This is a genomic window from Fischerella sp. PCC 9605 (genome assembly GCF_000517105.1).
Taxonomy (GTDB): Bacteria; Cyanobacteriota; Cyanobacteriia; order Cyanobacteriales; family Nostocaceae; genus PCC9605.
This window is the reverse complement of record NZ_KI912151.1, coordinates 741,206-757,203: the sequence shown is the minus strand read 5'-3', so window position 1 is coordinate 757,203 and position 15,998 is coordinate 741,206. Positions and strand designations below refer to the sequence as shown.

The 15,998-nt window shown below is 42.5% G+C and carries 11 protein-coding genes; 7 read left to right on the top strand and 4 right to left on the bottom strand.

Features of this window, described 5'->3' with window-relative positions; genetic code table 11:
* The first annotated feature begins 61 nt into the window (after window positions 1-61).
* From FIS9605_RS0128365 to FIS9605_RS43185, 5 genes are all read left to right on the top strand, one after another.
* Window positions 62-820: a WecB/TagA/CpsF family glycosyltransferase gene (locus FIS9605_RS0128365; protein WP_026735599.1), complete on the top strand. Its 759-nt coding sequence runs from the start codon at window positions 62-64 to the stop codon at window positions 818-820.
* Window positions 810-1,976: an endo-1,4-beta-xylanase gene (locus FIS9605_RS0128360; RefSeq protein ID WP_026735598.1), complete on the top strand. Its 1,167-nt coding sequence runs from the start codon at window positions 810-812 to the stop codon at window positions 1,974-1,976. Before FIS9605_RS0128365 ends, FIS9605_RS0128360 begins: the two co-directional genes overlap by 11 nt.
* A gap of 446 nt (window positions 1,977-2,422) precedes the next feature.
* The gene (locus tag FIS9605_RS0128355; protein ID WP_026735597.1) at window positions 2,423-3,850 is read left to right on the top strand and encodes a sugar transferase; all 1,428 of its coding nucleotides are present in this window, start codon (window positions 2,423-2,425) and stop codon (window positions 3,848-3,850) included.
* A gap of 137 nt (window positions 3,851-3,987) precedes the next feature.
* On the top strand, window positions 3,988-5,106 hold the full coding sequence (locus tag FIS9605_RS0128350; RefSeq protein WP_082209872.1) for a glycosyltransferase family 4 protein: 1,119 nt from the start codon (window positions 3,988-3,990) through the stop codon (window positions 5,104-5,106).
* Between the two features lie 171 nt (window positions 5,107-5,277).
* A complete protein-coding gene (locus tag FIS9605_RS43185) occupies window positions 5,278-5,460 on the top strand; it encodes a hypothetical protein (protein ID WP_155960556.1) in 183 nt (60 codons plus the stop codon).
* Window positions 5,461-5,840: 380 nt separating this feature from the next.
* Here FIS9605_RS43185 and FIS9605_RS0128340 read toward each other — a convergent pair whose 3' ends face one another.
* From FIS9605_RS0128340 to FIS9605_RS0128325, 4 genes are all read right to left on the bottom strand, one after another.
* Entirely contained in the window at window positions 5,841-6,230 is a 390-nt protein-coding gene (locus FIS9605_RS0128340; protein WP_026735595.1) for a hypothetical protein, read from the bottom strand.
* Between the two features lie 465 nt (window positions 6,231-6,695).
* Window positions 6,696-7,031: a thioredoxin family protein gene (locus FIS9605_RS0128335; protein WP_026735594.1), complete on the bottom strand. Its 336-nt coding sequence runs from the start codon at window positions 7,029-7,031 to the stop codon at window positions 6,696-6,698.
* Between the two features lie 187 nt (window positions 7,032-7,218).
* Window positions 7,219-8,271 (bottom strand): SDR family NAD(P)-dependent oxidoreductase, encoded by a 1,053-nt coding sequence (locus FIS9605_RS0128330; protein ID WP_026735593.1) that lies wholly within the window; start codon window positions 8,269-8,271, stop codon window positions 7,219-7,221.
* A gap of 32 nt (window positions 8,272-8,303) precedes the next feature.
* Window positions 8,304-9,650 (bottom strand): erythromycin esterase family protein, encoded by a 1,347-nt coding sequence (locus FIS9605_RS0128325; protein ID WP_026735592.1) that lies wholly within the window; start codon window positions 9,648-9,650, stop codon window positions 8,304-8,306.
* A 667-nt stretch (window positions 9,651-10,317) separates the two neighbouring features.
* Between FIS9605_RS0128325 and FIS9605_RS0128320 the strand changes: the two genes are divergently transcribed.
* Both FIS9605_RS0128320 and pgmB read left to right on the top strand, forming a co-directional pair.
* A complete protein-coding gene (locus FIS9605_RS0128320; RefSeq protein ID WP_026735591.1) occupies window positions 10,318-12,738 on the top strand; it encodes a sucrose synthase in 2,421 nt (806 codons plus the stop codon).
* A 155-nt stretch (window positions 12,739-12,893) separates the two neighbouring features.
* On the top strand, window positions 12,894-15,806 hold the full coding sequence (gene pgmB, locus FIS9605_RS0128315; protein ID WP_026735590.1) for a beta-phosphoglucomutase: 2,913 nt from the start codon (window positions 12,894-12,896) through the stop codon (window positions 15,804-15,806).
* Window positions 15,807-15,998 lie beyond the last annotated feature (192 nt).

Genomic DNA, 15,998 nt, shown 5'->3' with positions numbered 1-15,998 from the left:
TACCAATAAGTGTTTATTTGATTGATTGAAATTATTGAGAGTAGATTGTTAAACAAAATTTATGAAGCGATCGCCCTACAAATTTCTGGGTGTACAAGTAGATGCACTTTCCATTCCTGAACTCAATGCGTTGATTGCAGAATCTATAGAGCGAAATGAAAAATGGATCGTTGCCAATCACAACCTACATAGCCTTTATATTTACCATCACGACCCAAAAATGCGTGCCTTTTTTGCGAAAGCAGACTACGCCCATATAGACGGTATGCCTTTGGTTTTCCTAGGAAAGCTGTTAGGTTTTCCACTCCAGCGAGAGCAAAGAGTTACCTATGCTGATTGGGTATGGCCCCTGATGGCGGAAGCAGCTGAAAAAGGTTGGCGTGTATTCTATCTAGGCTCTAAGCCAGGAGTTGCAGAACGCGGAGCTAGTATTTTACGAGACAAGTTTGCTGATATACAGATTGCTACAGCTCACGGCTACATCAATACTCAAAAAGATAGCCAAGAAAACCTTGCTACCCTGGCAGCAATTAAGGCTTATCAACCCCATGTATTAATGGTAGGAATGGGTATGCCACGCCAAGAATACTGGATATTAGATAACCTAGAGCATATCCATGCAAATGCTATTTTGACTAGTGGAGCCTGCATAGACTATGTAGCAGGAGCCATTCCTACCCCACCTCGCTGGATGGGAAAGATGGGCTTGGAGTGGTTGTATCGTCTATTGAGTGAGCCGAAAAGACTCTGGAGGCGTTACCTAGTAGAACCTTGGTTTGTAGCTAGACTATTGTTACGGGAAATTCTCAATGCCCAATAAAAGATTAGTAACTAGGCGACAAGCCTTATGGCTGAGCCTAGCGGGTCTCACTGGCATAGGGGCGATCGCGATCGCTAAAGCTGGATATCAAAGTTACCAAATCCGATCGCTCGACAACCTTAAAAGGAACTTTAAAGTAATTAAATACACTCCTTTGAAAAAGCGTGCCGCTGCTAAAGGATTAATTTATGGAGCAGCAGCTGTTAAAGATGTACTCTCCTCGGATACTGCTTTTGCAAACCGCTTTGCTCAAGAGTGCGGCATTTTGGTTCCAAATGGAGAACTAAAGTGGTCAGCTTTGCGTCCCACTCCAAATAGATTTGACTTTACCTCTGGTGATTGGTTGGTTAAGTTTGCCCGCACTCATGGGATGCTTTTTCGGGGACATACTTTAGTTTGGCATGAAAGTCTACCTCGATGGTTTAAGGAAGTTATTAACCGTCAGAATGCGGAAAAATTTTTTGTGGAACATATTGCTACTGTTACCAAACACTATGCTGGGCAAATACACTCTTGGGATGTGGTAAATGAGGCAATTGAACCAAAACATAAACGCTCTGACGGTTTGAGAAACACACCTTGGTTAAAATTTTTAGGTTTAGACTATATTGAGCTTGCCTTTCGGGTTGCAGCCCAAGCCGATCCAAAAGCTTTGATGGTCTACAACGAAACAGGGCTGGAATATGACACCCCTAGAGACGAAGCCAGGAGAACTGCGGTTCTGAAACTGCTAGAGCGTTTGAAATCTAGAGGAACACCACTTCATGCCTTTGGCATACAGTCCCATTTATTGGGTTCAGAAACCAATTTCAATCCCAAAAAACTACGAAAGTTTTTAGCCGATGTCGCCAGTCTCGATCTAAAAATTCTGGTTACTGAACTAGATGTAACAGACAAAGACTTACCAAAAGATCCTAAGATTCGCGATCGCATAGTTGCCAGTGCCTATGAAGACTATCTATCAGTTGTGCTAGATGAAAAAGCCGTGATAGCAGTATTAACTTGGGGATTGAGCGATCGCGACACCTGGCTTTCACAATATGCCCCCCGCCGGGATGGTGCGCCAGTACGTCCTTTACCATTTGACTCAAATCTCCAACCCAAGCTTGCATGGAATGCTATGGCAAGAGCGTTTGACAAAGCTCCCAAGCGTTGAATCGAATCTGCAAAACTCACATCTTCAGTGAGTGTTGTTTGTGTAGTTGTGACTGACAGTTACCAAGTACAAGATATGAACAAAGTCTATTGCCAATTACTATTAGAATTCATATGCAAATATACCCAAACATTACATCAAAATCTAAACAAAAATTATCTCAAAACCTATATTTAATTAGGGAATTTGCAATATTTATTATTGTTGTGAGTCACGTTAACTGCATATTATTTTTGGCTCTTTGAACCGAACGATTTTAGTTTAATTTAATATTAATGACGTAATTTTACAATTTTCTATAGGTTTATTGGCTTCAGCAGTGGAGCCAATAATTATTCATGAATTATTGCATGAGAAAAATAAAATATTTCTTGATTCTATCAGTGAGTTCAATAGATTTGAATCTTCAAAGAGTAAACAACTAGAACAAAGGAGAGTTAGAATTTATGGATTCTAAATTTGTATCCATAGCCAATTTCAAACCTGATTTGAGGTCAGCGAAAAGCACAAGAATACAAAGAGGATTAGCTATCAGGTTATTTCGGATAGCAACACTGATCTGTTTAGATGCATTTGCACTGACATTAGCATGGAGTCTAGGAGTATTTTATGGGACTCCATTAGAATCACCCTGGACAAACCAAAAATCTTTTTTAATACTTACTCTCGCTTTGGAAATAGGTATTATTGCTACAAAGGGTCTCTACAAAGCAGGCATTCATCGGCGCAACTATATTGGTCTGCTTAAAACAATCTCACTATCAAAGGTATTTTTGTTATTTATCGCTTTCCTTTACGAACCCAATCACTATGTTTCTCGCTCAACTTATCTAATTTTTTGGTTTTTGTCTGTAACTTTTATCTGTAGCGAACGTTATCTATTTGATGTTATTACCAAACTGCTGCGTAAAAAGGGGGCAATTCGTCATCCCATTTTTTTGATAACTGAAGCAGAAGAAAAAGAAAATCACACCCACATAATAGAACGAGAAAGTTGTTACACCATACAAGGAATAGCCGACTCTAGTTGCCTAGATCTCCTTAAACGTGAGGCCACTTTTGAATACCTTCGCCGGCAGGGAATCGTAGAAGCTTTTGTTTCTTGGAGCGCTATTAAGAATCGTCTGTATGTTTGCTGGCATTTCCATACTGCTGGTATTACTCTGCGAATTTTGCCAACCAAAAGTGAATTTCGTCACCCAAAATCTATATTTTGGATGATTGGTGAAGTTCCCTGCATGACAATTCCAGCACCAATTATCACTGGAAGTGATTTTTGGGTGAAACGGTGTTTTGACCTTTGTTGTTCTGTAATTTTGCTATCTATACTTTCTCCTGTTTATTTGTTGATTGCTTTGCTAATTAAATTAGATTCTCCTGGGCCTGTCTTCTTCAGACAAGAACGAATCGGTTTACATTGTCGGAGGTTCAAGATTTGGAAATTCCGGACAATGGTTGCAAATGCAGAAAAGTTGCAAGCTTCCCTAGAAGCAAAGAATGAGATTAAGGACGGCGTCCTCTTTAAAATGAAGGATGACCCCCGCGTAACCCGAGTTGGCAAATTATTGCGTCGCTATAGTCTGGATGAATTACCACAACTGTTTAATGTTTTTCTTGGAGAGATGAGCCTTGTTGGTCCGCGTCCTCTACCTGTTAGGGATGTAGAGAAGTTCAAAACAAAACATTTCATCCGACAAGAAGTTCTTCCTGGTATTACTGGTTTGTGGCAGGTTTCTGGTCGTTCAGATATTGAAAACTTTGAAGATGCTGTCAAATTAGATATTAATTACATTGAGAATTGGTCACTCTGCTTAGATTTAAATATCCTACTCAAAACTGTGAAGGTTGTTCTGCAAAAGACTGGTGCTTACTAAATAACTGGAAGGGATAGACAATCTGTTTAAGCGTCAATATCACGCCTCTAGAGTAACAATTGTTATTTATGCCCTAACGTGATTTTCTTTGCAATAGTAATGTTTTCAGTGTCCAGTACAGTAATTGATTGTAGAAGATGGTTAAGACTGTAGCGAATGTTATTGTAACTCATCATTGGGCCGACCCAAGAGATCCAATAACGTGGTCGGGAACCCCAAGCAATATAATTAGACGCCTTGAGAAATTAGGAGTGAATATTATTAGTATTTCTACAGGGTTTAATAAATATCAAAAAAAATTTCTTGAGTTGATCCACCGAATGGATGGTTTGGGTACTGATTACTTTGGAGGACCAGTATTTCGTAAAAAAAGTTGTGAAATCCTTCAAAGAAAAGTAAGGCATCTGGAGTGCAATAAAATTCTTCATATGGGACAGTTCAACCTTCCTGTGTCAGGATTTCCAGGATTTGAACATTATCTACTTATGGACGCTACTTCTTATACATGGCATCAATACGAGACAAAACTTTCTACTCGGAATACTGACAAAGGCCGTAAGGTTCATGAGCAACTTGACATTCACGCTTTTAATCATGTCAAGCACTTCTTTTCCTTTTCGGAATATGTTAAAGATTCTTTGATCAATCACTACAATATAAATCCCGATCGCATTACAGTCGTTGGATCTGGTATAGGAAATCTACAACCATTTTACGGAGAGAAAGACTACAGCAATGGTCAAATTCTCTTCGTTGCTTCTAATCGGTTTGAAGATAAGGGTGGACTGCTATTACTTGAAGGATTCAAACTTGCACAAAAGAAAAATCCTGAAATCAAACTAGTCATTGTAGGTCAGGAAAATAAGAAGTATTTGAATGGCTCAATTCCTAATCTGACAGTATATGGAGAGATTAGAGGAAAACAACTACAGGATTTGTTCAACCAAGCAGCTTTATTTGCTATGCCATCTCTCAATGAGCCTTGGGGATTTGTTTATCTAGAAGCTTTAGCTTGTAAAACTCCTGTTCTTGGTCTCAATAGAAATGCTTTGCCTGAAATAACTCAAAATGGCCGCTACGGCTTCTTAGTTGATGAACCAACACCTACAGCAATTGCAGATGCAATTTGTCATGCTTTCTCTCATCCTGATAAATTGAGGACTATGGGAAAGGAAGGTCAGAAGCATTGTCTAGAAAAATTTTCTTGGGAAAAAACTACCATCAAAATTGCTGATATGATGCTGGGAATTCCTTAATTAGACCAACCAGATCGTTATCCTCTACAAAAAATGGATGGATGATAACTATATAGATATGTTTTAAAAGACTTGTTGCTCCCTCAGAGGATGTTTGAGAAGTATTAAAAATTTGCTTTATCCCTCTAATCTCGCTTGAAAAGGAGGAATAAGAGGATATCCAACACGTAAGTGTATCAGCAACTACTTTCCAAACATTCTCTGAATTCCGTATTTGCAAGTGTTCAAGGTTGGATAGGTGAGGAGAGATACAGAGCAGGGAGAGCAGGGGAGGGAAAATCTCCCCCTGCTACTGCTACTTCCGCCTCAGAAGCTTTCTCTCCCCACAGCGCGACACAGGTAGCACGGTTATAGGGATAAACAGATACTAAATCAGTACACCCGTGTTACAAGTGCCTCTTGTGACACTACTTGTAGCGAACACTCTGAAATAGTTGTAACTGATACTCCATAATTGTGTTCAGCAAGTATTGACAATCAAACCCTAGCAATGTACTAAATTCCAACTAGATAGTATTTGCGAAAGCATTTCAACTTTTAGAACTGTTGCTCTTCTTCATAAAAGAAAAGTTCTGCTAAAAGTGTAAAACCAATCAGCCAAAGAAAGCAAAACACCGAAAATAAGAGTATTCCTGTCATCGGTCTCACCTGTACCTTTTTACTTTTGTTGTTAATATCTGCTCAAAAAATTTTTCCAAAACTCTGGCTGCATATATTGAACATTAGTGCTGAAATTATTGGCGCACATCCAGTTGGAATTGCAATCCATCATTGCCATCTACAGACTGAGCTGGTTGGAAGATAATTGGTTGAATGCTTGGCGAACGTGGATTGTTAACTCTCTGTAGTTGAATTTGATCGCTGATTTGCCACACACCTAGGTAGGAATCTACATTTTCCCCAATATTATTTACGATTGGGCTAGTAATGTTTTGACTTTGAATAAAAAATCTTGCAAAGTCATTCTCAGCTGTTCTATTATTTATTCCGGTCAGCGAATCACCAGATAAAGTGTATTGTTCTCCCTTGGAGCTTGGATCTGTCTGTGACTGAGCTCTGACTGTCTTACCTAAGCCAGTAATAGCCGCAATAACAACCAAAGCAGCAACAATCTTGGCGTTCATTGTGGTATTCCAAACTCTATATATATTTGTAATATAGCTGTCTTAGCTATTGTTTAGATTTAAAATTATTTTTAACTTATTCTAGTGATATCCAATAGAAAAATAGTATTTTTATACACAAGATTTATTAAGTATTGATTCTTTTTAACTAAAAATAATGCAAATTGCAGCTGTGTATACTTAGTAATTAGTAAAAAGTAAAACTCAAAATTAACTAACAACCCTTACATAGAGACAAATATTTAGTCAAGATCAGAAAATAAATTTCATAACTAAGCGAAAAGCAGCGAAGGTAGGTATTGAGCGATCGCTCTTCTGTTTGCTTGCCAGCTTAGTAGAAACCGCCATACATATTATCTACTCAGAAAAGGAAAAAGACCTCTGGCAAACCTTCTGTTTGCTGCTGCACTTCTAGACAGCACCTACTTAGATAAGGCTTCAATATTGACATTGACCCAATTCAGGCTATGAAAGCAGATTTTGCAGATGTTGAATAAGGCGTTTGGCTGGCATTAAATTCTCGGCTCGCTCTTCCTCAATGCGTGCGACAAGCTGACCATTTTTAAACAATAGCAGGGTTGGTAAGGGATGAACTTGAAACCGAGAAGCCAGGTCAGGATATTTTTCACTATCAATTCTGACAATCTCAAGTTGTTGTTTCATCTGATGATTCACTTGCTCCAATATCGCGTCCATAAGATGAGAAGGACCACACCAAGGAGCATCGAAAACTACCAACAGTGGTAATTTTGAGCTAGATAACAGCTCTTCAAAGTTTTCAAAACTTTGCTTAACTGCCATATTACTTACTGATAACATAGCATTAACCTCCGATCGGAAATTGATAAGACACAGGCGTACTAAAGCGTTACCAATATTTAGAGCGATCGCACTTCTTATTTTGACCTATTTTGATGGGTGCAGACTTTCCAGAATAAGTTTCTTCAACTAATACAAAAGCTGTCACTTGACGGTTTCATAGTCATTTTCATGTCATTTTTGGCGTTTCTTCAACACACTGGTTATTCTGTTGTGCTGCTTTGTCGGTTAAGCTTGTGAAGACAGATGGTGACATGGAAGATTGAATATCTTTACCTTGAATGCGATCGCTACCAATACCGTCAGATTCTGGTAGAAATCTATTCACCCAACTGAGAATTTCAGAGGTGAGACCAGGAAATAGAGCATGAAACTTATCGCCAATTTGCGCCGGAACTGATAAAACTACTTCCGCATCTCCCCGTTTAGCGGCAGCAATAATCTGACGTGCGGCACTTTCAGCACTGATAGAGAGTATAGGCAAGGAATCACTAATGCTAAACCAGGCGTATTCCTGGCGGTAGTTGCCTTTGAAGTAAGCGTTATAGGGACTGCCCGTACGCATCAATCCAGGACAGACGGTAGTGACAACAATCCCGTCCCTAGCCAATTCTGACCGCATTCCTTCTGAAAGCCCAACTAAAGCAAACTTGCTAGCGCTGTAAGGCAGAAGATGCGGCACACTTATCTTACCACCAATAGAGGAAATGTTAACTATGCGTCCCTGGCGGCGTTGACGCATTTCGGGTAAGACAGAAACAGTTGTGTACAGCGGTGCCCAAAAATGGATTTTGATGGCTTCTTCGTAATCATCAAGGGTCATCTCTGCCATCGGCCCTACCTGGATAGTGCCTGCATTGTTGATCAACATGTCAATTTGACCAAAGCGATCGCGCACTATCTGAATCATCTGCTTAACTTCAAATTCATCCGTGACATCGCAAGGCACCGTTAGTACTTCTCCACCACGCTGCTGTAAATCGGTACGCGCCCTTTCTAGTTCATCCGCGTTACGCGCACAAATCGCCAAACGTGCTCCTTGCTGCACTAACTGACGTGCCATTACTAAACCCAGTCCTCGCGAACCACCTGTAATCAATACTGTTTTACCGTTCAGATTGTATTGCTGTTCGCGCCACCATTGCACTAGTGCTTTTATAGCGAACAATGCACCTATAATTAATACTGCCAGAATGAGTATATTTTTATATGTGATATCCATCTTTAAATCTCCTCTAATCAGCGGCGAAGAACTCACAGAGAAGAAGGATATGTCTCTGGTACTTCACCTGTTTCCCAATGGGGAGTACGATCTAGCGGTTGCACTCCCCTGGTATCATCGATGTGGATGACAGCGTCAAATTGTTCGGGAAGCCGAGCATAGAAGTAGTGACTAGTACGTTCTGTTTCCGGCAGGTAAATTACCCCGATCGCTCGCTCTAATTTTGGTGTTTCCAGTCCTTTGACTGCTTGGTTTTCTTGGCGCAGATTCAGTAAAAATCGAGGTATTCCGGTATCGTGAAATAAAGCTTCGTAGCTGCCTGGCAATGCCGGACGAAGTTGTTTGAGTTGGGTTACACCACCCCAACTAGAAGCAGCTGTGACTGTACCCGTATAAGTGGTAAAGCCTATCAAAACGGCATCGCTAGCATAACGTTCGCGCACCAGTTGTCCCACATTCAGTTCACCCATATCTCCCATATCCGTTGCTCGTGCATCTCCCAAGTGGGAGTTATGCTCCCAGACAACAACTTTTGTGCGGTTGCCTTGGCGATCTAAATGGGCAACGAGTTGATCGAGAGTTTCTGCCATGTGGCGATCGCGTAAGTTCCATGAGGACACCCGCCCCTTAAACATAGAACGGTAGTATTCCTCCGCATTCTTCACCAGTCGGGCGTTCTGTTCGGCATAAAAAAACTCGTCTTCTGCAACTCGACCATCGCGCCCTACATACTCCGCAGTCTTGCTTTGCAACTCTATTAATTGATTGACTGCTTGTTTCTCACACGAGGAACTTAAACCAAAACTGGCAGCATACCCGTAAGCTTGCGTATCTTCACCAAAGTGTTCAAAGCACGAGTAGCGATAGCGTGCCCGTTTCGCGGCTTCTGGGTCAACTTTATCCAGGTAAGTCAAAACCGCTTGAATTGAGGCATGCATACTATAAAGATCAAGCCCATAAAAGCCAATCTTGGTTGCATTTTGCGGCAAAGCAGCATTGTAATCACGCAGCCAAGCAATAAAATTTAGCACATCTGTATTACGCCATATCCAGGCAGGAAAGCGCTGAAAGCCTTTCAATGCCTCAGTAGGTGTAGCATAATTACTGGCTCCACGCACGTAGCAATTCACGCGGTGAGCGTCAGGCCAATCTGCCTCTACTGCTACAGCTGTAAAGCCTTTTTCTTTAATTAGCCGTTTGGTAATCTTAGCTCGCTGCTCGTAAAACTCATGAGTGCCGTGAGAAGCTTCACCAATTAACACAAAGCGAGCATCACCAATTAATGCCATCAGTGAGTCATAATCTTCAACTGTACCGATGAGCGGATGAGCGGCTTGTTTTACTGCATCGCCTAACTTTGTTATTGTTGGATTTGACATAGCTGTGTACCTAATTAAATACTGACTTCCTACTTGCAGCAGGTTTTGAACCTTGTCATTACTCGTTGATGAAAGGTTTATAAAAAGTTTTGATATTCAAATCCAACCCTGTACCAAGACCAGGGATCATAGTGCAATGCCAGTTAATCTATATCAGTGTTTCAAAATTATTTATGTTATGAAACCATCCTAAAAACTTGGAAATCTTTTCTCCTCTTTCTATGGTCGTGTTACTTTAACTGCCAGCCTGTCAAAAGAGTGAAACTAGTTATGTGATGAGTTGTGAAAGTTCGTAGTCAGGGCTTTAGCCCTTGAAATTGAGCGATAAATCGCTCACTACAAACCTCTCATAATTAATGACACAGACCACTAGAGAGGGCAGAAGGTAGTGTATTTATGTAGACGATGTACTTTTTATACAAAATTTCCTGGTAATTATTTGAGAACAGAACCGAAGGACAGGACAGAGTGAATGTTTATTTTCTACTAGCTAACTGCGAATTATCTCCAAGAATATGCTGATAGACAAAAGGAAAAACGAACCTATCAACGAAATCTACGCTAACGTTAAAGAGTAAAAGCGCCTCTTTTAGAACCATCAGATAGGTCACAATTGTTGAGGAGAAAAAAATGAGGTCGTAGGCTAGCTCGAGTTCAGGAAATTGCCATGTACGAACTAGTTCAGGCTGTTTTAAACAGTGATGAGAAAACTGCTCTGCGTCATTTAGTTTCCGAGTTGAGTTGCTCAGGCAAGCGTTACTTCCTGAGAAATGAAATTTTGCAAGCTTTTGCCGACTACTGCCACCAATCCCAAAAGCCTGCCTACTTTTTCCACTCTTCTTCTTTAGGCAAATTTATCCACTATGCTCATGAAATTCTTTTAGAAGATGATAATACTTGGTTTCTTTTGCGACCGAGGATAGCCAGTCAAGAAGTATGGCGACTACCAGCAAACATGAGCAGCATCGAGCAGATGACACCGCAGGCGTTGCTCGATGCATGCGATCGCTATGTCAACCGCTACCAACCCCAGATCCTCGAAATCGACTTTCGCTCTTTTTATCAGGGTTTTCCTTCCATAGACGACCCTAGAAACATCGGTCAAGGTCTGGCATTCCTCAACCGTTATTTATGCAGTCAAATAGCGATCGACCGTAAGTATTGGTTAGAGGTATTGTTTGATGCCTTACGTCGGCTCAGATACAACGGCATACCACTACTGACTAGCGATCGCATTCGCTCAGGTATTCACTTATGCCAACAAATCAAGCAAGCCGTCAAATTTATCGGTGAACGACACCCGGAAGAACCCTACGAAAAATTTCGCGACGAACTGCAAGCACTCGGCTTGGAACCGGGTTGGGGTAACACTGCATCACGAGTGCGTGAAACCCTCGAACTTTTTGACCGACTCCTTGATGCACCAGAACCCCCCATCTTGGAAGCATTCGTTTCCCGTGTTCCGGCAGTTTTTCGCGTCGTTCTCGTTTCCATCCACGGCTGGATCTCCCAAGACGATGTGCTAGGAAGACCTGAAACAATGGGTCAAGTAGCCTATGTCCTTGAACAAGCTCGTAATTTGGAAAACAAACTCCGGGAAGAAATTAGATTAGCTGGTCTTGATCTACTAGGCATTCAACCGCAAGTTGTCATTCTCACCCGCCTCATCCCTAACTGCGAAGGGACACATTGCGACCTCCGTCTGGAAAAACTTGAGGGAACTGAAAATGGCTGGATATTGCGCGTTCCTTTCCGGGAATTCAATCCGCAAGTTACCCAAAACTGGATTTCTAAGTTTGAGATTTGGCCCTATTTGGAAGCATTTGCCATTGATGCTGAACAAGAACTTTTGACACAACTAGGAGGACGTCCAGATTTAATTATTGGCAACTACAGTGATGGCAATCTCGTTGCCTTTCTTCTCACCCAGCGGCTAAATGTAACTCTATGCAATATTGCCCACTCTTTGGAAAAGCCTAAATATTTATTCAGTAACCTCTACTGGCAAGAATTGGAGGAGCAGTATCACTTTTCGGCGCAATTTACTGCCGATCTGATCAACATGAACGCAGCTGATTTTATCATTACCTCGTCCTACCACGAAATTGTTGGCACACCCGATAGTTTAGGTCAGTACGAGTCGTATAAAAACTTTACGATGCCCCAGCTATATCATGTTGTTGATGGGATTAATCTGTTTAGTCCCAAATTCAACCTAGTGCCACCAGGGGTAGACGAAAATATCTTTTTCCCCTACAACCAAATAGAAAATCGCGACGAGAGCCTCCGCACTACAATTAACGATCTACTGTTTAGCCGTGAAGACCCACAAATTCTTGGTCATTTAGATGACCCCAACAAGCGACCAATTTGTGCAGTTGCTCATATGACCCCGGTGAAGAATCTCTCTGGTTTAGCAGAATGCTTTGGTCAAAGTCAGGCATTGCAACAGCATTGTAACTTAATCTTTGTTACCAACAAGCTGCATGAAGCCGAAGCTACAAAGCCAGAAGAAGCAGAAGAAATCCAAAGAATCCACAACATTATTAATCAGTACAATCTCCACGGTAAGATCCGCTGGGTAGGAATGCGGCTTCCGAAAATGGATCTAGGTGAAGTGTATAGAGTAATTGCAGATCGTCAGGGTCTTTGTGTCCATTTTGCCCGCTTTGAAGCCTTCGGACGAACCATTCTCGAAGCCATGAGTTGTGGGTTGCCAACATTTGCCACTGAATTTGGCGGTTCGGCGGAATTAATCGAGGGTATTGAAGGTGAAGAGAATGGATTTCATATCAACCCGACGGACTTAGAAGGAACAACAAAGAAAATATTGGATTTTATTGACCACTGTGATACTAATCCCGAACACTGGCAAGAAATTTCCAAGCGGATGATTCAGCGAGTCCATAACAAGTATAATTGGCAACTGCACACTAAACAGTTGTTATTGCTCTCTAAAATTTATAGATTCTGGGACTTTGTCACCCAGGAAAACCAAGAACCTCTACTTCGCTACGTGGAAACTTTATACCATCTGGTTTTTAAACCCAGAGCGGAAAAAATCCTAGAACAGCATATGCAGAGGTAAATGGTTAGTGGTTAGTAGTTAGTAGTTAGTAGTTAGTAGTTTTTCCATTAACTACTGTACGGGCGAACGTAACAGCGCCCCTACTAACCACTATCTACTATCCACTAACTAACCAAAATTCTGCCCTCAATCTCTCCCAAGCAACAGTAGTGACGATGGATAAAACAGGAAGCTCTCAACATCTAACTTATACAGACTGGACTGTGAGGGAAACCCAGTTTGACCCCGACCGGTTTCGCTCTCGAGAAACAGTTTTTACAATCGGCAATGGTTATCTGGGAACACGGGGCAGCTTTGAGGAAGGCTTTTCTCGTGCGTTACCAGCAACCTTTATCCACGGTGTTTACGATGAAGTTCCGATCGTCTACACCGAACTTGCCAACTGCCCAGATTGGTTGCCATTTGTTGTGATTGTAGATGGCGATCGCTTCCGCTTTGAGCGGGGTGAGGTTTTAAGCTATGAACGGCAGTTAAATTTGCGCCAGGGTGTTCTCAGCCGCCGCGTGCGTTGGCGCAGTCCAAATGGAAAGACAGTTGACATCCACTTTGAACGCTTTGTCAGTCAAGCAGACGAACACGTTCTGGGACTGCGCTGTCAGTTAACACCAGTTGATAGTGAAAGCGCGATCGAAATCCAAGCCAGTATCAACGGTTATCCTGAAAACCAGGGTTTCAACCACTGGGAATTGCTGGATCAGAGCAAGATCGAACAAGGAGTTTGGCTGAACCTCTGCACTCGTTCCTCCCGCATTCAACTAGGTATAGCAACTAAAATCAAAGTCTCTGGCACAGAGGCTTCGCTACAAGCCACCAACCCACCAGGTTATCCTACCTTAACCGCGTCCTTCCTCGCTTCCCCAGGACAAACCGTAACGGTAGATAAGCTAGTTACAGTTTTTACTTCACAGGAAGTTGATAACCCAGTTGCAGCGGCTTGTGAAAAACTCGCACAATTGCCTGACTACTCAATCCTGTTTGATGCTCACGCCCAAGCATGGGATAAAATTTGGCAAAACAGCGACATTGTGATTGAAGGGGATGTCACAGCCCAGCTAGCTGTCCGCTACAACCTGTTTCAGTTGCTGATTGCAGCCCCGGATAACAATGACAAAGTGAGTATCCCAGCGAAAACACTTTCTGGATTTGGCTATCGCGGTCATATATTTTGGGATACAGAAATTTTTATACTGCCCTTTTTTATCTATACCCAACCCAAGCTAGCACGTAACTTACTGACTTATCGCTACCATACTCTCCCAGGAGCGCGACGCAAGGCAGTACATTACGGGTATAAAGGGGCAATGTATGCTTGGGAAAGTGCTGATACTGGTGATGAAGTGACACCCCGGTGGTTGCCCCCTAACGATTTTTACGGTGACGACATCCGGATTTGGTGTCGCGATCGCGAAATCCACATCAGCGCTGATATTGCTTACGCTGTATGGTACTACTGGCAAGCCACCGATGACGACGAGTGGATGCGAGACTATGGCGCAGAGATTATTCTCGATACCGCAGTATTCTGGGGTAGCCGGGTAGAGTACGACAACAACCAAGAACGGTATGAAATTCGTGGGGTGATTGGTGCAGATGAATACCACGAATTTGTCAACAACAACGCCTTCACCAACCGGATGGTGCAATGGCATCTGGAAAAAGCGCTGAAAGTCTATGAGTGGCTTCGCAACAATTTTCCTGACAAAGCAACTGAACTGGAAGAGAAACTGCATTTGACTCCAGGACGGCGATCGCGTTGGAGTGATATTATCACCAATATCTGGATTCCCTACGACGAGTCAACCGGACTCATCGAACAGTTCGAGGGATTTTTCCAATTGCAAGATATAAACTTAGAGGACTACGAGCCACGCACCAAGTCAATGCAAGCCATCCTGGGTATTGAGGAAGGCAACAAGCGACAGGTACTTAAGCAACCAGATGTGTTAATGCTTTTGTACTTGATGCGGCAATCACAGGAACCTCCCTACAGCCCAGAAGCCTTGCAGAAAAACTGGGACTACTACGCACCTCGCACTGACATTAGTTATGGTTCCTCCCTTGGCCCGGCAATTCACGGCATCTTAGCCTCGGACTTAGGCAACACAGCAGAAGCCTACGAAAGATTTATGCAAGCGGCATTAGTTGATCTGGAAGATGTCCGGAATAACGCTCATGAAGGGATTCATGGCGCTAGTGCTGGTGGCGTCTGGCAAGCTGTGGTTTTAGGTTTTGGTGGCATACAAATAGGGGATAATGAACCCGTAGCCCATCCCCACTTACCTCCTGGATGGACGCGCCTGAAATTCAAGTTTTTCTGGCGCGGCAAATGGCACGAATTTGATTTACGCTCAGCGAAGGAGATACAACAAAAAGTGGAAGTTACCCCCCTCGCCCCTTCTCCCGACATCCGAGGATTCATCTTCGACTTGGATGGAGTATTAACTGATACAGCAGAATATCATTATCTAGCTTGGCAGAGACTAGCAGATGAAGAAGGTTTGCCTTTTAATCGTCAAGCTAACGAAGCATTGCGGGGTGTATCTCGTCGAGACTCACTTATGTATATCCTTGGGGAAAAACAGTATACAGAAGAACAAATTCAAGAGATGATGGATCGCAAGAACCGTTACTATGTGGAATCCATCCAAAATATCTCGCCAGAGGATTTGTTACCTGGTGTAATTACCTTGCTTGATGAATTAAAGCAAGCTGGAATTAAGATAGCCCTTGGCTCTGCCAGCAAAAATGCTCGTCCCGTTGTCGAGAAACTGGGTATTGCTAACCGTATAGATGCGATCGCTGACGGTTACAGTGTCCAAAAGCCCAAGCCTGCTCCTGACCTATTTTTGTATGCTGCTAACCAACTAGGACTCGAACCAGCCCAATGCGTAGTTGTAGAAGATGCAGAAGCAGGTGTTGAAGCTGCTTTAGCTGGTGGGATGTGGACAGTGGGACTTGGACCAGCATCGCGAGTCGGAGCAGCTCACATTGTCCTACCCAGCCTAGATGGCGTTCATTGGACAGATCTGCGCGCCAAATTGAACAATGTGGCTATGCAACAGCAATAAGGGGCGTATAAATTGGTGAAATATACCTCTTGTGGGGCGGGCAGGATGCCCACCCCACAAGAGGTATACGGGCGAGACGCCCGTCCCACAATTTTTCTAAAATCTGATTTTTGTCATAGTTTTCATAATCAACTAAATCCCCGCAAGGGGACTAAAGCGCCGAATCAAGATACAATACAGAACACATTGCTT